Raw genomic sequence first — 21,663 nt, forward strand, 5'->3', positions numbered from 1 at the left:
TTCTCCTTTACTGATTACCCTTCCGAGCTTTATAAGAAACAAAAAAAATCGCCTTCTATCGGATCATAAGATCCGGTAGAAGGCGATCGTTGCAATATTTACTACTCTCCGCCAGCGGTTTCAATCCGGCTGATGGCACGCGCAAGCGCGAGTTCCGCGCGTTGTGCGTTAATATCGGCTTGCTTCTGCGCAAGACGGCGTTCCGCGCGTTCCTTAGCCAAACGGGCACGGGACACATCGATGTCCGTTCCCAGCTCGGCAGCTTCCGCGAGGATAACCACTTTGTCTTTGCGCACTTCCATGAATCCGCCGTGAACAGCAATAAACTCGTTCGTATTGCCGATCTTGGCTTTAACCGGAGCAACCTTCAATGGAGTCACCAAAGGAATGTGATGCGGCAGGATACCCAGCTCACCGCCCACTCCTTTGACGACGACCATGTTCACGTCTTTCTCGTAAACCTTTCGCTCCGGAGTTACGATCTCTAACCGTAAGGTACTCATATCGTTCCCTCCAAACCGGCGGCTGTATTAAACCGCAGCAGCGAGTTTCTTCGCTTTCTCGATCGCTTCCTCGATAATGCCGACATTATGGAAAGCCGGTTCCGGAAGATCGTCATGTTTACCTTCGAGGATCTCCTTAAAGCTACGGATCGTTTCTTTAATCGGAGCATATACGCCCGGAATTCCGTTGAACGCCTCGGCTACGTGAAGCGGCTGAGACAGGAACAATTGCAGGCGACGCGCGCGGTGAACGACTTGTTTGTCTTCCTCCGACAGCTCATCCATACCTAGAATCGCGATGATATCTTGAAGTTCTTTATATTTTTGAAGAACTTTTTTCACGCCTTGAGCAACAGTATAATGCTCATCGCCTACTACTTCCGGAGCCAAAATCCGGGAAGAGGAAGCTAGAGGATCAACCGCCGGGAAAATCCCCATCGCAGCGATATTCCGGTCCAAGTTCGTCGTCGCGTCAAGATGCGCGAACGCCGTAGCAGGAGCTGGATCCGTGTAGTCATCCGCAGGAACGTAGATCGCTTGGATCGACGTTACGGAACCTTTTTTCGTAGAAGTGATACGCTCTTGAAGCTGACCCATCTCGGTAGCCAACGTAGGTTGGTAACCTACCGCGGAAGGCATCCGTCCGAGCAATGCGGAAACCTCGGAGCCCGCTTGCGTGAAGCGGAAGATGTTGTCGACGAACAGAAGAACGTCTTTACCTTCTTGATCGCGGAAGTATTCCGCCATCGTAAGGCCCGTCAAGGCAACGCGCATACGCGCGCCCGGAGGCTCGTTCATTTGACCGAATACCATCGCCAGCTTGGCGATAACGCCGGATTCCGTCATCTCATGGTACAAGTCGTTCCCTTCACGAGTACGCTCGCCTACGCCGGCGAATACGGAAATACCGCCATGCTCGGAAGCGATGTTGTGAATAAGCTCTTGCATCAGTACCGTTTTACCTACGCCGGCACCGCCGAACAGACCGATTTTACCGCCCTTGGTGTAAGGAGCCAGCAAGTCAACGACTTTGATTCCCGTCTCCAGCATTTCCGTCTGGGTTGTCAGTTCTTCGAAAGTTGGAGCCGCACGGTGAATCGGGTTCACGTGAGTACGGTCTACTTCGCCTTTACCGTCGATCGAATCGCCCAATACGTTAAACACGCGGCCTAGAGTCGCAGGTCCAACCGGGATCGTGATCGGGATACCAAGGTCAACCGCTTCCGTGCCTCTAACGAGACCGTCAGTGGAGGACATTGCTACCGCGCGTACCAGGTTATCGCCAAGATGCTGCGCGACTTCTACCGTAAGGTCGATATCGCGTGCGCCGGCGTTTTCCGCTTTTGCTACAATTTTGATCGCATTGAGTATGTCAGGCAGATGGCCATGGTCGAATTCGATATCGACAACCGGTCCCAGTACCTGAACAACGCGCCCTTTGCTCATGGTTTTACCTCCTATTGTACGATCGACGAGTAGCGCCTATGGCGTCTACGGTTGATCGTTACGATACAATTAAACTCTCTCCCCGTCGGGGCTTGAGATCAACCGTCACTAATTTTATTGCTGTGCATTCGCTCCGCCGACGATTTCCGCGATTTCTTGGGTGATTGCCGCTTGCCGCGCACGGTTGTACGTGAGCGTCAAATCCGCGATCATCTTCGTCGCGTTTTTCGTCGCATTGCCCATTGCCGTCATCCGTGCTCCGAATTCGCTCGCTTTACCCTCGAGTAACGCGCTGAACACAAGCGTTTCCGCGTATTTCGGCAACAGCACGTTGAGCACCTCTTCGGCAGAAGGCTCATATTCGTAATCCGCTTTGTCGCTTCCGGCTTGGATCTCGCCCAGAGGAAGTACCCGCTTGAGCGTTGGCTCTTGCGATATCGCGTTATTGAATTTGTTATATGCCAAGTAAAGCTCGTCGTACTTACCGGATTCGAAGCCCTGTACCGCTTGAGCCGCGATATCTTTGATATCCGAGAACTTAGGAGAGTCGGATAACCCCGTCACTTCACCCACAAGAGGAATGTCGCGGCGTGCGAAGAAGTCGCGTCCTTTGCGTCCGATAACGAAAACGGCGTACTCATCCTGCGATTGGTGATTTTCTTTGATCGTCAGCAGCACTTTACGGAGGATATTTGCGTTATAACCCCCGGCAAGACCGCGATCCGAAGTAATGACCAAATACGCCGTTCTTTTGATCGGACGGGTGAGCAGCATTGGATGCTTGCTGCTTCCAGCCGCGGAAGCGATGCTGGATACGACCTCTTTCAGCTTATCCGTATAAGGGCGAGCGGCGACAGCCGCTTCCTGGGCTCTTCTAAGCTTAGAAGCCGCGACCATTTCCATCGCCTTCGTGATTTGTTTCGTACTTTGCTTGCTTCGAATCGAGCGCTTAATTTCGCGCATCCCTTTAGCCAATCGTTTCACCACCTTATTGCCAGGCTTGCCCGAGGCAAACCCGGCTCAAGCTTATGTTACGTTCAAAGCCAAGTATTCGGGCTTAAGCCGTTACGGCAAAGCCCTTCTTGAACGCCGCGATCGCATCTACCAGAGCTTTATCCGTTTCAGGAGTCAGATCTTTCGTTTCGCGGATCGAGCTGAAGATTTCAGGACGGTTTGCATCAACGTAAGCCAAGAACTCCGCTTCGAAACGGCGAACGTCCTGAACAGGAATCGTATCGACGTGTCCTTTGGTTACGATGTACAAGGAAACTACTTGGCGTTCAACAGCAAGCGGCTGGTTAACGCCTTGTTTAAGAATTTCAAGCGTACGGATACCGCGATCCAAACGCGATTTCGTTACTTTATCGAGATCAGAGCCGAATTGCGCGAACGCAGCCAACTCGCGATATTGAGCAAGGTCGGTTTTCAGAGTACCCGCAACCTTCTTCATCGCTTTGATCTGAGCGGAGCTACCTACACGGGATACGGAAATACCGACGTTAACCGCCGGACGTTGTCCAGAGTAGAACAGATCCGATTCCAGGAAGATTTGACCATCGGTAATCGAGATAACGTTGGTCGGGATATATGCGGAGACGTCACCCGCTTGAGTTTCGATGAATGGCAACGCGGTCATGGAACCTGCGCCTTTTTCGTCGCTCAGCTTCGCGGAGCGCTCAAGTAGACGGGAGTGTAGATAGAATACGTCACCAGGATATGCTTCGCGGCCCGGAGGACGACGGAGCAACAAGGAAAGCTCACGGTATGCGGCAGCTTGTTTGGTCAGATCATCGTAGATGATCAGAACGTGCTTGCCGTTGTACATGAAGTGCTCGCCCATCGAGCAGCCCGTATAAGGCGCAAGATACAAGAGAGGAGCTGGTTCGGATGCGCTAGCCGTTACGACGATCGTGTATTCGAGAGCGCCGTGTTTACGTAGTGTCTCGACAACGCCACGCACGGTCGATTGCTTTTGTCCGATTGCAACGTAGATACAAATAACTCCGTTGCCTTTTTGGTTAACGATCGTATCGATCGCGATCGTCGTTTTACCGGTTTGGCGGTCGCCGATGATCAATTCCCGTTGGCCGCGGCTACCGGAATCATGGCATCGATTGCTTTAATACCGGTTTGCATCGGCTCATGAACCGATTTACGATCCATAACGCCCGGTGCCGGAGATTCAACAGGACGAGTTTCCGTCGTGTTGATCGGACCATTGCCGTCTACTGGTTGTCCGAGCGCGTTAACTACGCGTCCGAGCAACTGTTCGCCGACCGGAACTTCCATGATGCGGCCGGTTCTTTTCACTTGGTCTCCTTCACGGATTCCTTTGAAAGGTCCCATGATGACGACGCCGACATTGTCTTCTTCGAGGTTGAGGGCCATGCCCACTACGCCGTTGGAGAATTCGAGCAATTCCCCTGCCATACATTTTTCCAAGCCATGTACGAGTGCAATTCCGTCACCAACCTGGATGACGGTGCCTACGTCAACGACTTGAATATCGGATTGATATTGCTCAATCTGTTGCTTAATCAGCGTGCTGATTTCTTCGGGCTTAATACTCAATTCGTTCACCCCTGTCTCCATTGCTTACTAATGGTATTGTTAAAATTAAATCGCTGCCGAGTGCAGCGCCTTATCCAATCGTTCCAACTTGCCTTTGAGGCTTCCGTCGTACAGCGTATCGCCGATACGGACAGTCAGTCCTCCAAGCAATTCAGGGTTAACGGTGTTCGTTACCCGAATCGTTTTGCCGATCAAAGCTCCGAATTTCTCTGCCAACTTCGTTTTCTCTTCCTCGCTAAGCGGTCTAGAAGAGGTAACATAGGCATCCGCGCGGCCAAGAACGTCGCCCGCGACTTGCTTGTAAGCAGCCAACACGGCTGCCAACTCGCCCTCGCGTCCGCGCTCGATCAGGAGGCTGACGAGATTAAGGATAATCGGCGAAGCTTCCGCTCCGAAAGCTTGAACAAGCGTTTGTCTTTTTGCTTCAAGCGTGATGTTAGGAGCCGTAAGGAACGCGCGAACTTCGGCGTTGCTCTCCACGACTGTAACGATCAGGCCCAATTGCGCTTCGGTCTCGGCTACGAGCCCTTTTTGCTGCGCCAATTGAAACAACGCTTTAGCATACCGTTTGGCCACTACCGTACCGCGGCTCATGACTTATTCCCTACGTCTTGCAGGTATTGATCAACGAGTTGCTTCTGGGATTGCTCGTCAACTTGTTTCTCAATGATTTTGGAAGCGATCAGGACGGACAGTCCGCTGACCTGAGCTTTCAATGCTGCAACCGCTTTGTTCTTCTCGGCTTCGATCTCGCGTACCGCTTCTTCTTTGATACGGTTAGATTCATTGCGCGCAGCCTGAACGATTTCGTCCGCTTGTCTGGAACCCGTCGTTCTAGCTTGCTCGATAATATCGTGAGCTTCTTTGCGAGCTTGTTGTAGCGCTTGTTTTTGCTCTTCGATCAACCGCTCCGCTTCGGTGCGGTTAGTCTGAGCGTTCTCCATTTGTTCTTGAACGAGCTGACGGCGCTTCTCCATAACCCCGAACAATGGTTTGAACGCGAAGCGTGACAAGAGCCAGAACAAGATGGCGAAGGATACTAATTGGATAAAAAAGTTGGACCAAGTAATTGTCACCGATCTACACTCCTTTCACACGGCTTAATTCAAGCTTCGTGCATTAACTGCAAAAGGAAGGCGTGGAGGCAAATCCGACTCCGCGCCTTACGTTTCCTTAAAGTTGATTCTTACGCAGACCACATGAATGCAAGTACGAGGGAGATGATAGGCATAGCCTCAACGAGACTACCCCGATAAATGCAGTCGCTGTAAGCGTACCGCGAAGTTCTGGTTGACGGGAAATTCCTTCTACCGTTTTGCTGAAGATCAAACCGTTACCGATACCTGCGCCGAGTGCACCAAGACCAAATACAAGACCTGCTCCAATCAATCCATAAAGTTCCATTGTGTAAATCCTCCTCAAAATAATTGGGTTTGTTTTATTTAGTGATCTTCTTCATGAACGATGGACTGCGAGATGTAAACCATAGTCAGCATCGTGAATACAAACGCTTGAATCGCACCTACGAAAATACTGAATCCTTGCCACACGAGCATCGCCGGAATACCGATCCAGCCCATTCCAAGAATAACTCCGATCATAACCTCGCCGGCAAAAATATTACCGAAGAGACGCAAACCGAGCGTTAAAGGTTTGGATACGATCTCGATCAAGTGAATCGGCAAGAACACGAGATTCGGATTGTGCGTGTAGTGCTTCAGGTAGTGTTTCGTGTTGTGGCGCAAACCTTGTACGTGGGATAGTACGATGACGATCAACGCCAGCGCCATTGTCATGGCCGCGTCGGCTGTCGGCGACTTCCACCAAGCCCAAGCCAAGTGCTCGTGTTCGCCCTCTACGATTAACTCCTTCCCGAACACGGTCGGGATATGGTTGCCATGCGCTTCCGTGATGATGCTGAACGGAAGGCCTAGCATGTTGGAGACGAAGATGTACAGAATAAGCGTCAAGCCAAGCGCGAGATACGGCTTGCCTTTCTTCCAATCCATGTTCTGTCCGATAATCCCTTGAACGAACTCAACGACCCATTCCATGAAGTTCTGCAGCTTGCCGGGATTCTCGACCGACAAGTTACGCACGGCTAATCGAGCAAGAATGAACACGACAAGACACGAAATTACGACCATCATAATTGCGGCTAAGTCGAACTTTATTCCGCCGATCTCAATAAGAGGTACTAAATGTTCCATTTTGTCATTTTTCACCCCTTTCGTCAGTGGACTGTCCGTCCTGAAGACGGCGAATGGCGAACAAACCCAGTAACAGTGTCACCAACGGTAAGGCTAATATTCCTGCCGCCGTCGCCGGGAGATTAAAACCCATCACCCTGACGGAAACAATGGCAGCAGCCACCCCGATGGCTGCGCGGGATACGAATCCGAATCCCATTCTGCTTTTGTAGCCGGCGGCAGCTTGATGGCCGATGCGCGTCGCTTTCCAAGCCAAGTGATAAGAGCTTAGCAAACCGCCGATCACACCGAGCATGAATCCGCCGAAGATTGGCTTGTAATCCGGCCAGATTGCCCAACCGATACAACCAATAGACAAAAAAAAGAAAGCAATGCGCGTAGTACGTCTCAGTAAAGCAGGCAAATCGTCCATCACGGTCTTCCAGCCCCCGTATATTTCCGGATCAGCGCCACGGCCGACCCAATACCGGCTACCAGTCCGATCACCACTCCGGTCAAATACCCATAGCTAGTGCCATTCCGGTCATCATACAACGTTCCCAGCCACCAGCCGAGACCGATGCATACCGCAAGCTCCACTCCCAAACCCGTTACAAGGCCAGCGGCCTTCCAAGGATTCTCGTCTTGAGGCAAATCAGGTTTACGTGGAGTTTCCGTCATGGATTTGTCGCTCCTTTGACGCTGCATGGGCAGTAAAAAAAGGAATAAGTAAGCCCTTTCTTCCCATGTTCCCGTTATATTGTATCGTTCGACGATAACCTTTGTCAATTGATCGAAAATCAAACATTATGTGAACAACGCAGTCACGAATCCTTATTTATCAAGTGTTCCCGGACTTTCAAACCATACAGTTCCGCTGTATGCTGTACGTTCAACCGTTATGGTTTGAACATGCCCCCAAAACCACTGGCAACCTGTACCATTTCTTCCATTACTTACGCCGGCATTTTTACCGCGCGAACGGTTCCGGCCGAGCCGCGCGGCCGAAATGATGGAGGATCGCCGCGGCGATTCGTTTCGAAGCTTGTCCGTCGCCGTACGGATTGGCCGCTTGGCTCATCCGGGCATACAGATCTTGGTCGCCGAGCAATGCCCGCGCACGGTCGTAAACGTCGTCTTCCTCCGTGCCGACAAGCTCTAACGTTCCCGCTTCGATCCCTTCCGGACGCTCCGTCGTATCGCGAAGCACGAGAACCGGGACGCCGTAGGAAGGCGCTTCTTCCTGCAAACCGCCGGAATCGGTCAGAATCAAATGAGTATGAGGATAGAAATTATGCAACTCGACCACGTCAAGCGGATCAATGAGCTTAATGCGCGGGTGGTTGCCGAGTATTTCCTGAGCCGGCTCCCTTACGGCCGGACTAGGATGAACGGGATAGACGATCGCGATATCCTCGAACTCGTCGGCGATCCGTTTCACCGCCCGGAAAATCTGACGGTGGGGTTCGCCTTGAGACTCGCGGCGGTGAGCCGTCATGAGAACCAATCGCTTGCCCTCCGCCCAATCCAGTACAGGATGGGTGAAGTCCGGCTTCACCGTATATTGGAACACATCCGTGACCGTATTGCCGGTAATGTAGATTTGCTCCTCGCTTTTGTTCTCCTTGCGAAGATTGCCCGCCGACCAGTCGGTCGGCGCGAAATGCAGATCCGCGATTACTCCCGTCAATTGGCGGTTCATCTCCTCGGGATAAGGAGACAGCTTGTTCCACGTCCGCAAGCCGGCTTCCACGTGCCCGACTTTGATTTGTTGCATAAAGGAAGCATAGCTTGCGAGGAACGTCGTCAACGTATCCCCGTGAACGAGCACGAGATCCGGCTTCGCTTCTTTTAATACCGGCTCCAGCCCTTGAAGGACGCGAATGGAGATGTCGTTCAACGTTTGGCTAGCCTGCATGATGTCCAGATCGTAATCCGGCTTGATGTCGAATACCTCCAGCACTTGATCAAGCATCTGACGATGCTGGGCGGTTACGCATACGATCGGCTGGATCTGATCGGGGTACTTTTGCAATTCCAATATTAACGGCGCCATCTTGATCGCCTCGGGTCGCACCCCGAATATGGTCATGACTTTGATTTTATCGCTCACTTCGGTCTTCTCTCCTTATAGAGGCAGTTCAAAAAGTCATCTGAAACCCGACTTTTTGAACCTTATCTCATTTCGTTCCGTAAAGTCGGTCGCCGGCATCGCCGAGGCCCGGAACGATATAGCCATGGTCGTTTAACTTTTCATCTAAAGCAGCCAAGTAAATATCGATATCGGGATGTTGCTCCTGAACCGCTTTAACGCCTTCCGGCGCTGCAATCAGACACATTAGTTTCGTCGGTTTGCAACCTTTGTTCTTCAACATGGAGATCGCCGCGTTCGCCGATCCGCCCGTCGCGAGCATCGGATCGATGACGATCAATTCCCTCTCGGCGACGTCGGAAGGCAAGCTGCAGTAATATTCGACAGGCTGCAGCGTCTCGTGGTCGCGGTATAATCCGATATGTCCGACCTTGGCCGAAGGAATGATTTTCAATACGCCGTCCACCATGCCGAGCCCCGCGCGCAAGATCGGTATCAATCCCATCATTCTGCCCGCGATCACTTTTCCTTCCGCCACTTGGACCGGCGTCTCTACTTTGACCGTAGAAAGCGGAACATCCCTCGTTATTTCGTAAGCCATAAGCATAGCCACTTCATCGACTAGCTCGCGGAATTGCTTCGTATTTGTCATTTTGTCGCGAATGAACGTGACTTTGTGCTGGATCAACGGATGATCGCATATGACGAGACGTCCCATTAGTTTCTACCCTTTCTTCTACGAGCCGACAAGGCGCAAGTTGCGGGTTGCCGGCCGCTATCCTATGTAGCTTGCCCGTACATTATATCATTGTCTCCGAACAGGTGCATAACATCCGTTGAAGGTCCTCGATTTTCGTCGAAAGCGAGCTAGTTCCGTTTCGCCAAGTAGGCACCCATTGCTGGGCTAACGCATAGCATGTAACAGATATCCTTAGGAGGAATGCCTATGCAAGCCCGTACCGTCGATAACCCTAACCAGATCTATAAAGCAGACAGCCAATGGTCCGAACAAGTTCGCAAAACGCGCCAGAAACTAGCCGGCGCGTGCGGTCAATGCATGAACCGCCCGGTCCGCGTCCAAACGCTGGACGGCCATACGTACGAAGGAGTCGTGGTCGGCTCGGACCACTCTTATTTGCATCTCATGACCGGGGACGCGCGCTTTTTCGGCCCCTACGCTTCCAATGCGATTCTAACGTTGGTATTGTATGAGCTGCTTGTCATCACGCTATTGATCTAGCTCGGCGTCTATTCGACGATCATAACCAAACAAACCGGAAACCCAGTTAAGGGGTTCCGGTTTGTTCGGTTTCTATCTTAGTACTCCAACGTTGGGTACAAAGGGTATTGAGCGGTCAATTCGGCAACCAATCCGCGAGCTTTGTCGAGAGTCGCTTCGTCTTTCGGGTTTTTCAACGTCAGAGCGATCACTTTGGCGATCGTCTTCATCGCTTCAGGTCCCATGCCGCGAGTCGTTACGGCAGGAGTACCTACGCGGATTCCGCTTGTTACGAACGGGCTTGTAGGGTCGAATGGAATCGCGTTCTTGTTAACGGTAATAGCTACGGAATCCAACACGTGCTCCGCTTCTTTACCCGTAATGTTCAAGTTGCGCGTGTCGATCAGCATCAGATGGTTGTCCGTGCCGCCGGATACAAGGTTCAATCCTTCGGCAACTAGAGCTTCGGCCAGCGCTTTGGCATTCACGACGACATTGCGGGCATATTCCTTGAACGAAGGCTGAAGAGCTTCTCCAAGCGCTACCGCTTTAGCCGCGATAATATGCATCAGCGGACCGCCTTGCGTTCCGGGGAACACCGCTTTGTCTATTGCCGCAGCCCATGGTTGACGGCACAGGATCATACCGCCGCGAGGACCGCGAAGCGTTTTGTGCGTAGTCGTCGTTACGAAGTGGGCATGCGGTACCGGGCTTGGATGTTCTCCTCCGGCCACAAGACCCGCGATGTGAGCCATGTCGACCATGAAGAGCGCGCCAACGTCGTTAGCGATTTTAGCCATTTTTTCGAAATCGATCGTGCGCGGGTAAGCGGAAGCGCCCGCAACGATCAAGCGAGGACGATGTTTGAACGCCGCTTTGCGAACTTCGTCGTAATCGATCGTGAACGTTTGATCGTCTACGCCGTATGCCACGAAGTTGTACAGCAAGCCGGACGCGTTCGCCGGATTGCCGTGCGTGAGATGTCCGCCGTGCGCAAGGTTCATGCCCAGAACGGTATCGCCCGGTTTCAATACGGCCAAGTAAACGGCCAAGTTCGCTTGCGCGCCGGAGTGAGGTTGAACGTTGGCATGCTCGGCTCCGAACAATTCCTTAGCGCGGTCGCGCGCGATTTGTTCAGGGATATCCACGTACTCGCATCCGCCGTAGTAACGTTTGCCCGGATAGCCTTCGGCGTATTTGTTGGTCAGTACGGTACCCATCGTTTCCAGAACCGCTTCGCTAACGATATTCTCTGAAGCGATCAACTCGATATTATCGCGTTGGCGTTTCAATTCCAAGTTAAGGGATTTGACGATTTCCGGATCTTGCTTACGTAAATTTTCTAACATAGTCGTGAATCCTCCCGATTGTATATGATGGTTGGTTCTTTAATCACAGGACTTCGGTGGAACTTCAAGCAAATCGGCGGCCGAACGCTCTTCTACCGCCGAGTATACGGCACGCGCGCTCCGATCAATTTCGGACGGGTCATCGCCATATTTACTCTGGCTTGCCCGATCGAACGAATCGTCGGTCTTAAAGGGACGGCTACGGGACGAAGGTGCATCCCGATCATCGTCTCTCCGATGTCGATTCCGGCATGTACTTGCACGGCTTCGACCAAGACCGGTTCCTTCAACTGACGATAAGCGTATGAGGCCATTGAACCCCCCGCTTTCGGAACGGGAACCGCGGACACTTCGGTCCAGCCTTGCGCTTCCGCGACCGCTCTTTCGACGACCAGCGAGCGATTCAGATGCTCGCAGCATTGCCAGACGACATGGAACCCGAGCGGCTCCCGAACTCTTCGGACGCCCTCGTAAATCTGTTCCGCCACCGTCTCCGCTCCCGACGTGCCGATCCGGCGACCTTGCACTTCGCTCGTGCTTACGCCCAGAACGATCAGATGGCCGGCGCGAATTCCGCCGGTAACAACGAGTTCATTCAGCAACAACTCGACTTGATCGGCTATGGATTGCGAATCCTGAGCCATGACAAGACCTCCTTACGGCTAGCTCGCATGCTCTTCCTAAACGAGTACAACGCTCTAGGACAATACAGGTATTTATTATACCTGAATCGGTCAAGCTCAAACAGTTCAGCTTACTCGCGGCAGGCGGAGTACGCCGGTTTATCGCCTCCCATGAACGAATAAAGACAAAAAAGAGCAGACGTGCTTACGCACGTTGCTCTTTGCCCAGGCGACCGGCCGTCATTCCGATGCTCCACCGTGGTATGCTCCACTTGTCGTCGCCAGTTACATCGGAACCTTGAAGTTGTAGCTTAATCATACCTAAGGAAACGACAAAAATCAATTATCTTCTTTCGCTCGCGAATTTGGAAATATCAGCTATCCCTATCCAGCTTTTCGACCAGCGCCATAAGGGTATCCTCTATCTCGTCGGCGCACTGCTCGTACAAGGATAGCGGGCCTCCGAACGGATCGGCGATATCGAAGTCGGGAATTCTGCGCTGCAGTTCGATCAATCGCTCTCGCTCCTCGGCAGTCAAGTTTTGGCCTAGCGCCTGTCTGACTTGCCACTCCGTATACAGCCTTTCCGCTTCCGCCACGTCATCCATCACGGGATCTCCGCGCAAGGCATATTCTTTAAGCGTATAGGTTTTGGACAAGGCTTCGGGAAACCTTTCCAGGATGGCCCGTTTGTGCCCCGCCGTCATCGTCAGAATTAAATTCGCCCAGAGCACCTCATCCGCGGACAATACGCTGGACGATCCGGGAAGCGCCAAATTCCGTTTGCGCAGCGTTGCCGCCGCATGGGGGGAAATGGGCATTCCTTCGGCGGTAGCCACTCCCGCCGAACGAATCTCTATCGGCTTCCCGTTCCGTGCGGCTAGATCCTTAAGTATCGCTTCGGCCATCGGGCTTCGGCAAGTATTCCCTGTACAAACGATCAAAACCCGGTTCATTTTCTCCCCCCCATAAAACCTAACTTTTTGAACTCGCATATAGGAACATTAACACTTTCACCTATATTAGAAATAATAGACCAAACGCGAATAAAATAACACCGCCAAGCGCCTCTCCGTATTCTCCTAATGATCGGCTTGCCCGTCGTCCCAGCATTAATCCCATCACGCTCATCAATCCCCCGAAGAAACCGAACATTAGAACGGTCAGCCAAACATGGGCGGAGAACATGCCCAGGGATACCCCGACGGAAAAAGAATCTATGCTCACGCTGAAAGAAAATACGAGCATCCCCCAAACGGTGCGATGGTCGAACGAATCGACCGATTCCCCTCGGAGCGAACTATACACCATGTGACCGCCCAACAGCAGAAGCAGAGCCCCCGCTACGGAAGTCGCGATTCCGCCCAGCAGTCCGCTTACGTACTGTCCCGTCACCATCCCGCCAAGAGGCATTAGCACGTGAAATATGGCAATAATCGTGCTTAATTTCAAAATATCGTAAAGCCGAACCCCTTTCAAGCCGATCCCGACTCCCAAAGAGAATGCATCCATGCCCAAGGCGACCGCCATGACGAGTATGGTTAACAGTTGCCCGGTTGATGCGGACACGTCGAACATTGCCAATCCCCCTTGCGATCCCTTGTCCTCTTCCCAACATATGCGGACAAGATAGGGAACATGCAAAAGGGGGAAACTTTAGGGTTAACCGTTATGAGACGGTTAATTCGCGTCCGCCGGCCGCTTTGCGCATCCGATTCATCAGCGCGGCTCCGATGCCTTCTTCCGGATAGCCTTCGGCCACGATGAAATCAATGCTTCTCTCATCGCATTCGCGCAAGAGGGCGTACAAGGAATGCGCCGCCCGTTCAGGGTTGCGATACGGTCCGCAGTCCAGCACCGTTTCCGCCCGATAAACCGAAGCATGCTCCGTGCAGCTAATAACCGCTACTCTGAGCCCCTTCCGAACGGCTTCGTCGATTTTCTCCTGCACGGCGGGGACTATTTTATCTAATGGACCGGCGATAAGCAGCATTTCTCCTTTAGGGGCGTAATGCGTATATTTGACCCCCGGAGAACGCGGAGCTCGCTCGGTATGATTCACCGATTCGGCTTCCGCTTGGGAGTTCGAATCCTTAGGCGAGAGGACGTCCGCCGTCGACCCGACCGCCGATTGCAACTGCTCTCTGGTCACTCCTCCCGGACGTAGAATATGAACTTTCCCTTCCACAACCCGAACAACCGTCGATTCCAATCCAACCCCGGTTGCGCCGCCGTCGAGCACCCCGTCAATCCGCCCGTTCAGATCCTCCATGACATGGCGCGCTTGCGTCGGACTAGGCCGACCTGAACGATTCGCGCTCGGCGCCGCGAGGGGACAACCCGATCGCTGGATTAGCGACCTAGCAAGCTCATGCGCGGGAACCCTCACGGCTACCGTGTCCAGGCCTGCCGTAACTAAAGGCGATACGGCGCCGGCTCTCAAGGGAAGCACCAACGTTAACGGCCCCGGCCAGAAAGTTGCCATTAGAACCCGTTCCACTTCGTTGACTCGCTCCGCCAAGCTATAGACTTCCTCGCCGTGCGCGAGATGCACGATGAGCGGGTTGTCCGAAGGCCGCCCTTTGGCGGAGAATATCCGTTCAACCGCCGCCGTGCTTCGAGCGTCCCCGCCAAGCCCGTACACCGTCTCCGTCGGGAATGCAACAACGCCGCCAGCGGCGAGTGCCGCGGCGGCTTCCGTAACCCCCGTCTGCGTTTGCTGCGCAGCCCAATATTTCGTCGTAACCGTCATGTCCTGTTCCATCCTCGCATTCCTCTATGCGTGCAGGCAGCACGTCTGCCTCGTTTCCGTTATTATAGCACACCCTTAAGAGAACAAAGCGGCGATGAACGCGAACAACTTCTGAAGAACTTCCCATAAAAAAAACTTCGCCTTCGGTTCTTCCTCCGGGGAACCGTTGATCGCTTTGCCGGCGGAGGCTAGCGTCGAGACTTCTCCGGAAGAAGCTTGATCATCCTTAGCCGTAGCGGCCGTTAAGCAAAGCGGCGGAAACAGGACGCACCACCAGTTGTTCCCGCCTCCTTCGCCGAGTGTAATACGTAACGCTTCGTAGTCGCCCGCCGCATACTCGTTCCCGTCGAAAACTTTTTCCGGGAACGGAACTTTCGCAAGCTCGACTTCGGCGCCGTAAGATACCCCGGCTTCGACCAACATCGCATCTACGCGCTTCTGAATTTGCGGCACGCGCTTCCGGATCAGACGATGCGCTTCATCGTAAGTCGAGGGCATGCCGCCCCACGATTCGATATAGACGGCGACCTTGTCCCGCACTTTGTTTTTGAGAGCTTGATCCGATTGATTATTGGAGTTGGCGATAATGCGAATACGAATGGCGTCTTCGGGAATCAACTTGTCCGAATCGCCCGTATTAGCGGAAGCAATCCGCCCGATAAGCGTGGATATTCCTATGATAAATACGAAAGCCGCTAGAATGATTTTGCTTGCCCAATAGTAAAAAGATGACAGGGAATGATGGCTATTACGCATAGATTCTCGCTCCTTGAGGCACCCGTCGGTGCAGCGCTATGCGTTCCGGAACGTCTTAGCCATCATTATGTCCGGATTTCTATTCTATAAACCTATCAAACCAAACTCTTCAAAGATTCAAGAGCGAGAGGGGAGGATACGATGCCATGGTCGTATTTCCGCAGAACGTCGGTATCCTTCAGTAGATTTCCCGTGAGGATGCAGACCGCCGACTCCTCCCGCCCTATTTTCCGCTCCGCCATAAGCTTGCGCAATCCCGCGACCGTCGCCGCCGATGCCGGTTCGCATCCGATTCCGCTTCGATCGACGAGCGCTTTCGCTTCCATGATTTCCTCGTCCGTTACGGAACAGGTGATCCCGTCGCAGCTCTTCAGAAACTCTCGGGCCTTTCTCCAGCTTGGAGGATGACCGATATTCATCGCGGACGCGATCGTTGAGGGCTGCATTACCGGAACAAGCTCTTGCTCCCCGCTCGACATTAACTTGTGAAAAGGACTTGCCCCTTCCGCTTGAACTAACGCTACTCGAGGAAGCTTCTCGATGAATCCAAGCTCCAGAAGATCTCGCAAGCCTTTACCTAATGCGGTAACGTTACTAAGCGCCCCTCCGGGTATGACGATCCAATCGGGCAATTCCCATCTCAAGTTTTGCGCCATTTCATATACGATGCTCTTCTGCCCCTCGATCCGCAATGGATTAATCGAATTGCAAATATATAAACCTAGTTCTTTGCCATGTTGCTTGTAAAATCGGATCCCGTCATCGTAAGTTCCGTCGAATTGAACGACCTTTGCCCCGTAGGCCAGCGTTTGCAGCACTTTGTTGAGCGAAATTTGATCGCTCGGAACTAGCACGACCGATTCGCAACCCGCCCATGCCGCGTACATCGCTAACGAGGAGGAAGTGTTGCCCGTCGACGTGCAGGTGAAACGGTTATACCCGAGCATTCTCCCATGGGAAACCGCGACCGCCATCCCGTTGTCTTTGAACGAGCCGCTCGGATTCTCGCTTTGCGCTTTCAGCCACAGTTTACGGATCCCAAGCGATTGGCGGATCAACTCGGACTCGTAAAGTCCGGTGTTCCCTTCGTACTTCGTTACGATAGCCTCCTCCGGCAGCTCCGGATAGATCAGCTCCTTATAGCGCCAAACCCCGCTCGCATAGGGACTCATCCGTTCCGCGAGCCTCTGGCGAAACGCTTGCTTCAACTCTTCCGCATCCACATTAGCGAAGTCATGAACCACCTCTAACAACCCGCCGCATTGGCATTGATAATCGAAAGCGGATTCGACTTGCGCTTTGCCGCAGTCGTAACATACGATTTTCATCTTCCATCCCGTCCCTTCCGTAAATTCGTTGCTTATCATTTCGATGTAAGCTTAGAATAGGGGAGAACGTTTAATAGATCTAATATATTAAGATTTGATTATCATAAGCATTATTTATCAATCGAGAGAAGGCGGAAGCCATGTTAAACCTGCATGCATTACGTTTATTCCACCGCGTCGCGGAGCTAGGCAGCGTAACGAAGGCTGCAGAGCAGTTGAACATTAGCCAACCGGCCGTCACTTCGCAGATCAAGAAATTGGAACGCGATCTTGGGTTGCAGCTGGTGACCGCTCATGGCAGAGGAGTTGTACTGACGGATGTTGGAACCAAGCTGGCCGAAGAAGCGGTAAGGCTATTTGCGCTGGAACGAAGTATCGAGAGAACTCTAGAAGATTATAAGCAAGGGCGTACGGGGAAGCTCCAAATCGCGGCGACCTATCTTCCGGCCAACTACCTGCTGCCACGCTGGATCGCAAGCTACAAACGCAAATATCCGGGCGTTGATGTTCAATTCACCACGACCAGCTCGATAAACGCGATCCAACTGCTGCTGCGCTACGAAGCCGATATCGCTCTGATCGGGGGAAGCCAGCAGCCCCGCCACGATCTGGCGAGCACGTTATGGCGGGAAGACGAAATGTGGTTTGTCGCGCATAAGGATCACCGGTTGGCGTCCAGAGAAACCGTGCTGGCCGAAGTGGTGAAGGAGTCGTTCGTCTATCGGGAACAAGGCAGTTATTCGAGGGAACAACTGCTTGCCGTATGCCGACTCCATCAATTGGAATCGCCTGCTATCGGATTGCAAATGAACGGTTTTAGCGAACTCATTCGCGTCGTAACGAACGGGTATGGCATCGCCTTTTTATCCGCTTTGGAAGCTCGGGATGAAGTTGAACGAGGGACATTATGCAGAATTTACGTCAGTGACGTTAAACTGACAAACCCGGTTTGTCTCTACCAACGCAAAGAACCGTTGCAACCTTGCGCCCGACGTTTCCTTGAACTGCAAGATATGGAGATAGACGTCTAATTCCGCCTTGTGCTAACATACAATTAAGATCCGGAAGCACCGGTCAATCCTATTATTGATACGGGCGAGGAGGCCAGAACGTGGAACAAACGATCCTGCACCGAATTCTGGATGTTGTGAACGGACTGCAGACCGGCATGACGGAAATGAAACAGGACATTCGCGGGCTTAAAGAAGATGTAGGAAGTTTAAAACTCAGCATGAACAGGCTGGAAATCAAAGTCGACCAGATCGATGCCCGGACCGAACGGTTAGAACAACGAATGGACATGACATTCGATACCGTCGGAACGATCAAGGAAGAGGTCACTGAAATCAAAGGCGAAGTTGCGGGAATCAAGGAAGAAGTCGCCGGTTCGAAGCAAAAACAAGAACGACACGAAATTCTCTTAGGCGAAATCGCCATGTCTCTTCTGGAACAAACCGCAAGGAGTCGGCTTCCCAAGCCAATCTAACTCATATAATAAGAAGACCGCAAAGCTCCGGTTTGGAGGCTGCGGTCTTCGTTTTATTTGACGGCTATTACATGACGGTCAATCCCCGCGTAGTCTTTGACGTAACGGATCTCGTCCCAGTCCGACACGGAGCGAAGCAGCTCCGCTACGTCCGCGGCTTGTCCGGCACCGACTTCCCATGCGACAAGTCGCGGCAAACGCTTCAGTTCCGATAGCTGGCCAGCCATAAGCCGGTAAGGATTCAACCCATCCTCCCCGCCGTCCAGAGCAAGATGCGGCTCATGCTCCCGGACCTCTCGTTGCAGACCCGGAATATCCGAGGACGGGATATACGGCGGATTGGAAACGAGCACATCCACTTCAGCGTATCCGTTATCGCCAATGAATGGAGATAACAAGTCCCCTAGAACAAAGTCGATGCGTGATCCAACGCCATGCTTCTCGGCATTGCGCCTTGCCATTCCTAGCGCATCTCCCGATAGGTCGGACGCGATCATCCGCCACTTCGGACGCTCCGCGGCCAAAGTCACCGCAAGGATGCCGCTCCCCGTTCCAACGTCTAATGCCACGGGAGCTTCCGATAGCTGCGGCGCCCATAACCGATCGGCTATCTCAAGCACGGCTTCAGCCAACAATTCCGTCTCCGGGCGCGGGATAAGCACCGCCTCCGACACATCGAAGGCTCTGCCGTAAAAGTATTGCTCCCCGATTACATATTGAACGGGCACTCCCGTTGCTCTACGAGCCAACAGTTCTCCCCAAGCCTCCCTCTTCCCATCGGGAAAAGGGTCGCGCCAATCCCTTAACAACGTCGCCTTGCCGATCCCCAGCAAATAAAGAAGAAGAAGCTCCGCATCAGCGTCCGCTTCTTCGACTCCCGCTTGCCGTAATTGTTCCGCGCCCTGCCGCCAAGCATCGCTTAACGTCACAGGCTCGGGCTTGCGTTCCAACGCCACGCCAAGCGCCTCCTTGCTTACTTCATCTGTTCGCGTTCAAGAATTTCCGCTTGCTCGGCAAGCGTCAACGCCTGAACGATCTCTTCCATATCGCCGTTCAGAACGTATTCCAGGCGGTGTAGGGTCAAGCCTATCCGATGGTCCGTTACCCGGCTTTGCGGGAAGTTATAAGTGCGAATCCGTTCGCTCCGGTCTCCCGTTCCGATCTTCTCGCGACGCTCGCCGGAATATTTAGCTTCTTCCTCTTGGCGTTTAACATCCATGATGCGCGTACGCAATACTTGCAGCGCCTTGTCTTTGTTGTCGTTTTGCGATTTGCCGTCTTGGCACGTCGCTACGATTCCCGTAGGCACATGAGTAACGCGAACGGCCGATTTCGTCGTATTAACGGACTGTCCGCCGGCTCCGCTAGAACAGAACGTATCCACGCGGATATCTTTATCATGAATGACGATGTCCAGCTCTTCCGCTTCGGGCATGACGACGACCGTAGAAGTCGAAGTATGGATCCGTCCGCCGGACTCTGTCTCCGGAACCCGTTGAACGCGGTGGGCACCGCTTTCGTACTTCATTTTGCGATAAGCGTCCGAACCGCTAACCGTGAAAATAACTTCTTTGAACCCGCCCAAATCGCTCACGCTGGATTCGAGCATTTCCGTGCGCCAGCCCTGGCTATCCGCGAATTTGGCATACATGCGATATAGCTCCGCAGCGAAGAGATTCGCTTCTTCCCCGCCGGCGGCTCCGCGGATCTCCACGATAATGTCTTTGCCGTCGTTCGGATCTTTAGGCAACAGTAGAAAACGTACTCTCTCTTCGAGCTCGATACGGCGGCTATCGAGCTCTTCGATCTCCATTTTCACCATCTCGCGCATTTCGTCGTCCAGTTTTTCTTCCTGCATGGCTTTGGCATCCTGCAATTGCGTTAACACTTGCTTGTATTCTTCATAAGCGCGGTATGCTTCCTCAAGTCCGGACTGCTCTTTGGCATAAGTCCGTAACCGAGCCGAGTCGCTTACCACGTCGGGATCGCTTAATAATTCGTTAAGCTTCTCATATCGATCCGCAAGGATTTGCAGACGGTCTAACACTGTTCCTCATCCTCCGTTGCTTGTAATTGTGAACATTATACCACACTCGAGTCGTTCCGTGCGGGACTGGAATAAACAACAAAGAGACGAGCCCCTCCATGCGGGAATCGTCTCTTGCCGTACTGCCTAATTATTGATTAAATCCCTTACTTCCGGATGAAAAAACCGAGGAACGCTTTCGACTCCGGGTCCAATACGAGCTTCAGCGGCCCTAGCAACGCATCTTGATCCGTGTTATACGTTACCTCGACCAATTTGCCGTTCGCCGCCTGGATTTCTTCCAGCTTCTTCGCTTGCCCTTCCGGAGTACCCAATAATCGGATATCTTTGGATTCGATCACCGAGACCTGCGCCTCGTCCTTCTTCGTCGTCAGATGCGACTTATCGCTTTCCGGCACGCTCTTCCAGGCGATCTCGCGGTACTCTTGGATTTCCGCGGGCGCAAGCTTCTCCGGAGCGTTCAACACGACAAGGTAATGCAGAGGACTCTGAGGCGGAAGGCTCTTAGTCATAATCGGGCCATAATAGGCACGAACTTTGTCCCCCGCTTTCAGGTCGCCGAACGCGACCGATTCGCCTTGGGCCGTCAACACGCTAGTTTCCTTGCCGCAGTCAGCTTAAGAGTCGGAACCGCAGCGCCGTCTTTCGTCTCTCCGAAAGTAACCTGCCAACCGTCGTCCGTCTTCTCGACCGTCTGAATGACATCTTCCTTCACGAGCGTTTCGCTTCCTACGATGATACTATGCGCGTGCGATTGCCCCGGATAACTCATGGCCACGACCGGACCGAACTCGGCGGTGATGCGCGTGCCCGCTTTCAGATCCGCGGCAGCCGCAGGTTTGCCGCTCTCATCCGTCAACACCGTATCCTTATCCGCGTAGAGAATCATCCACCTGTCGTCGCCTTTCCCGAGCAGCTCGATCCGATAGCTCCCATCGTCCGTTTGTTTCACGTCGACGACGACGCCCAACATCCGCATATACTCCACGGCCTGCTCATCCTTCGAATTGATTTCGATTTCTTTGCCTTTCGAGTTCCAGCTCAAGTTATAGCCTAACGCACCCGCGAGGTCGCGAGCCGGCAAATAAGCCTTCCCATCGATGTAGACCGGATGCAGAGCCGTGTCCGCTCCGTCCACGGATACGACGACCTCTTTATTCAACACTCCCGCTACTTTGCTGACTAACCCGTTTGCGCCTACGACGGCGCTCGTTCCAAGCAGCCCCACTGCGGTGGCTAGGACCAATAATTTTTTCCTTTGCATGTGAATTACCCCTTTCCGAATTGTGCCTGTTCTAGGCT

24 protein-coding genes, 2 pseudogenes and 1 riboswitch are annotated in these 21,663 nt (G+C 52.9%); of the genes and pseudogenes, 3 read left to right on the plus strand and 23 right to left on the minus strand.

Translation table 11 applies throughout. The features are described 5' to 3' along the window. Positions 1-101: 101 nt before the first annotated feature. The 12 genes and pseudogenes from FPL14_RS11630 to upp all read right to left on the minus strand — a co-directional run bounded on the left by FPL14_RS11630 (position 102) and on the right by upp (position 9,519). Positions 102-503 (minus strand): F0F1 ATP synthase subunit epsilon, encoded by a 402-nt coding sequence (locus FPL14_RS11630; protein ID WP_182303094.1) that lies wholly within the window; start codon positions 501-503, stop codon positions 102-104. 27 nt (positions 504-530) lie between these two features. Beyond that, positions 531-1,949, minus strand: coding sequence for a F0F1 ATP synthase subunit beta (atpD, locus tag FPL14_RS11635; RefSeq protein WP_182303095.1), 1,419 nt, complete (start codon positions 1,947-1,949; stop codon positions 531-533). Positions 1,950-2,063: 114 nt separating this feature from the next. Further along, a complete protein-coding gene (atpG, locus tag FPL14_RS11640) occupies positions 2,064-2,924 on the minus strand; it encodes an ATP synthase F1 subunit gamma (RefSeq protein ID WP_324617900.1) in 861 nt (286 codons plus the stop codon). Between the two features lie 82 nt (positions 2,925-3,006). Beyond that, positions 3,007-4,520: pseudogene (atpA, locus tag FPL14_RS11645) on the minus strand (F0F1 ATP synthase subunit alpha). A gap of 45 nt (positions 4,521-4,565) precedes the next feature. Continuing rightward, a complete protein-coding gene (locus FPL14_RS11650; RefSeq protein WP_182303096.1) occupies positions 4,566-5,114 on the minus strand; it encodes a F0F1 ATP synthase subunit delta in 549 nt (182 codons plus the stop codon). Next, positions 5,111-5,596, minus strand: a complete 486-nt coding sequence (gene atpF / locus FPL14_RS11655; protein WP_182303097.1) for a F0F1 ATP synthase subunit B — start codon at positions 5,594-5,596, stop codon at positions 5,111-5,113. Before atpF ends, FPL14_RS11650 begins: the two co-directional genes overlap by 4 nt. 110 nt (positions 5,597-5,706) lie before the next feature. After that, positions 5,707-5,924: pseudogene (atpE, locus tag FPL14_RS11660) on the minus strand (F0F1 ATP synthase subunit C). A gap of 38 nt (positions 5,925-5,962) precedes the next feature. Then, entirely contained in the window at positions 5,963-6,730 is a 768-nt protein-coding gene (gene atpB / locus FPL14_RS11665) for a F0F1 ATP synthase subunit A (RefSeq protein WP_182303098.1), read from the minus strand. 4 nt (positions 6,731-6,734) lie between these two features. Then, the gene (locus FPL14_RS11670) at positions 6,735-7,142 is read right to left on the minus strand and encodes an ATP synthase subunit I (RefSeq protein WP_229263972.1); all 408 of its coding nucleotides are present in this window, start codon (positions 7,140-7,142) and stop codon (positions 6,735-6,737) included. Continuing rightward, positions 7,142-7,390: an AtpZ/AtpI family protein gene (locus FPL14_RS11675; protein ID WP_182303100.1), complete on the minus strand. Its 249-nt coding sequence runs from the start codon at positions 7,388-7,390 to the stop codon at positions 7,142-7,144. The genes FPL14_RS11670 and FPL14_RS11675 overlap by 1 nt, the downstream gene beginning before the upstream one ends. A gap of 289 nt (positions 7,391-7,679) precedes the next feature. Further along, entirely contained in the window at positions 7,680-8,801 is a 1,122-nt protein-coding gene (gene wecB / locus FPL14_RS11680) for a non-hydrolyzing UDP-N-acetylglucosamine 2-epimerase (RefSeq protein WP_182303957.1), read from the minus strand. Positions 8,802-8,889: 88 nt separating this feature from the next. Further along, positions 8,890-9,519, minus strand: coding sequence for a uracil phosphoribosyltransferase (gene upp / locus FPL14_RS11685; protein ID WP_182303101.1), 630 nt, complete (start codon positions 9,517-9,519; stop codon positions 8,890-8,892). Positions 9,520-9,747: 228 nt separating this feature from the next. Between upp and FPL14_RS11690 the strand changes: the two genes are divergently transcribed. Next, positions 9,748-10,041, plus strand: coding sequence for an LSm family protein (locus FPL14_RS11690; RefSeq protein ID WP_182303102.1), 294 nt, complete (start codon positions 9,748-9,750; stop codon positions 10,039-10,041). A gap of 77 nt (positions 10,042-10,118) precedes the next feature. Here FPL14_RS11690 and FPL14_RS11695 read toward each other — a convergent pair whose 3' ends face one another. The 7 genes from FPL14_RS11695 to thrC all read right to left on the minus strand — a co-directional run bounded on the left by FPL14_RS11695 (position 10,119) and on the right by thrC (position 16,828). Then, positions 10,119-11,369: a serine hydroxymethyltransferase gene (locus FPL14_RS11695; protein WP_182303103.1), complete on the minus strand. Its 1,251-nt coding sequence runs from the start codon at positions 11,367-11,369 to the stop codon at positions 10,119-10,121. Positions 11,370-11,461: 92 nt separating this feature from the next. Next, the gene (locus tag FPL14_RS11700; protein ID WP_182303104.1) at positions 11,462-12,013 is read right to left on the minus strand and encodes a TIGR01440 family protein; all 552 of its coding nucleotides are present in this window, start codon (positions 12,011-12,013) and stop codon (positions 11,462-11,464) included. Positions 12,014-12,208: 195 nt separating this feature from the next. After that, positions 12,209-12,291: riboswitch (ZMP/ZTP riboswitch) on the minus strand. Positions 12,292-12,366: 75 nt separating this feature from the next. Then, positions 12,367-12,948, minus strand: a complete 582-nt coding sequence (locus FPL14_RS11705; protein ID WP_182303105.1) for a low molecular weight protein arginine phosphatase — start codon at positions 12,946-12,948, stop codon at positions 12,367-12,369. A 61-nt stretch (positions 12,949-13,009) separates the two neighbouring features. Next, positions 13,010-13,570: a manganese efflux pump MntP gene (locus FPL14_RS11710; protein WP_182303106.1), complete on the minus strand. Its 561-nt coding sequence runs from the start codon at positions 13,568-13,570 to the stop codon at positions 13,010-13,012. A gap of 91 nt (positions 13,571-13,661) precedes the next feature. Next, on the minus strand, positions 13,662-14,756 hold the full coding sequence (locus tag FPL14_RS11715; protein WP_229263879.1) for an L-threonylcarbamoyladenylate synthase: 1,095 nt from the start codon (positions 14,754-14,756) through the stop codon (positions 13,662-13,664). A 63-nt stretch (positions 14,757-14,819) separates the two neighbouring features. After that, the gene (locus FPL14_RS11720) at positions 14,820-15,500 is read right to left on the minus strand and encodes a stage II sporulation protein R (RefSeq protein ID WP_182303107.1); all 681 of its coding nucleotides are present in this window, start codon (positions 15,498-15,500) and stop codon (positions 14,820-14,822) included. Between the two features lie 95 nt (positions 15,501-15,595). Next, positions 15,596-16,828 (minus strand): threonine synthase, encoded by a 1,233-nt coding sequence (thrC, locus tag FPL14_RS11725; RefSeq protein WP_182303108.1) that lies wholly within the window; start codon positions 16,826-16,828, stop codon positions 15,596-15,598. A 140-nt stretch (positions 16,829-16,968) separates the two neighbouring features. On the opposite strand from thrC, the gene FPL14_RS11730 reads away from it, so the two are divergent. Together FPL14_RS11730 and FPL14_RS11735 are read left to right on the plus strand one after the other, a co-directional pair. After that, positions 16,969-17,859, plus strand: coding sequence for a LysR family transcriptional regulator (locus FPL14_RS11730; RefSeq protein WP_182303109.1), 891 nt, complete (start codon positions 16,969-16,971; stop codon positions 17,857-17,859). A gap of 80 nt (positions 17,860-17,939) precedes the next feature. Further along, the gene (locus FPL14_RS11735) at positions 17,940-18,314 is read left to right on the plus strand and encodes a hypothetical protein (protein ID WP_182303110.1); all 375 of its coding nucleotides are present in this window, start codon (positions 17,940-17,942) and stop codon (positions 18,312-18,314) included. Positions 18,315-18,367: 53 nt separating this feature from the next. Here the strand turns inward: FPL14_RS11735 and prmC are convergent, their stop codons facing one another. The 4 genes from prmC to FPL14_RS11755 form a co-directional block, all read right to left on the minus strand. After that, entirely contained in the window at positions 18,368-19,270 is a 903-nt protein-coding gene (gene prmC / locus FPL14_RS11740) for a peptide chain release factor N(5)-glutamine methyltransferase (RefSeq protein ID WP_229263880.1), read from the minus strand. Positions 19,271-19,287: 17 nt separating this feature from the next. Beyond that, positions 19,288-20,361, minus strand: coding sequence for a peptide chain release factor 1 (gene prfA, locus FPL14_RS11745; RefSeq protein ID WP_182303111.1), 1,074 nt, complete (start codon positions 20,359-20,361; stop codon positions 19,288-19,290). Between the two features lie 146 nt (positions 20,362-20,507). After that, on the minus strand, positions 20,508-20,954 hold the full coding sequence (locus FPL14_RS11750) for a hypothetical protein (protein WP_182303112.1): 447 nt from the start codon (positions 20,952-20,954) through the stop codon (positions 20,508-20,510). After that, entirely contained in the window at positions 20,948-21,625 is a 678-nt protein-coding gene (locus FPL14_RS11755; protein WP_182303113.1) for a stalk domain-containing protein, read from the minus strand. The genes FPL14_RS11750 and FPL14_RS11755 overlap by 7 nt, the downstream gene beginning before the upstream one ends. Positions 21,626-21,663: the final 38 nt, after the last annotated feature.

Source organism: Cohnella cholangitidis (genome assembly GCF_014107495.1).
GTDB classification, from domain to species: Bacteria; Bacillota; Bacilli; order Paenibacillales; family Paenibacillaceae; genus Cohnella; species Cohnella cholangitidis.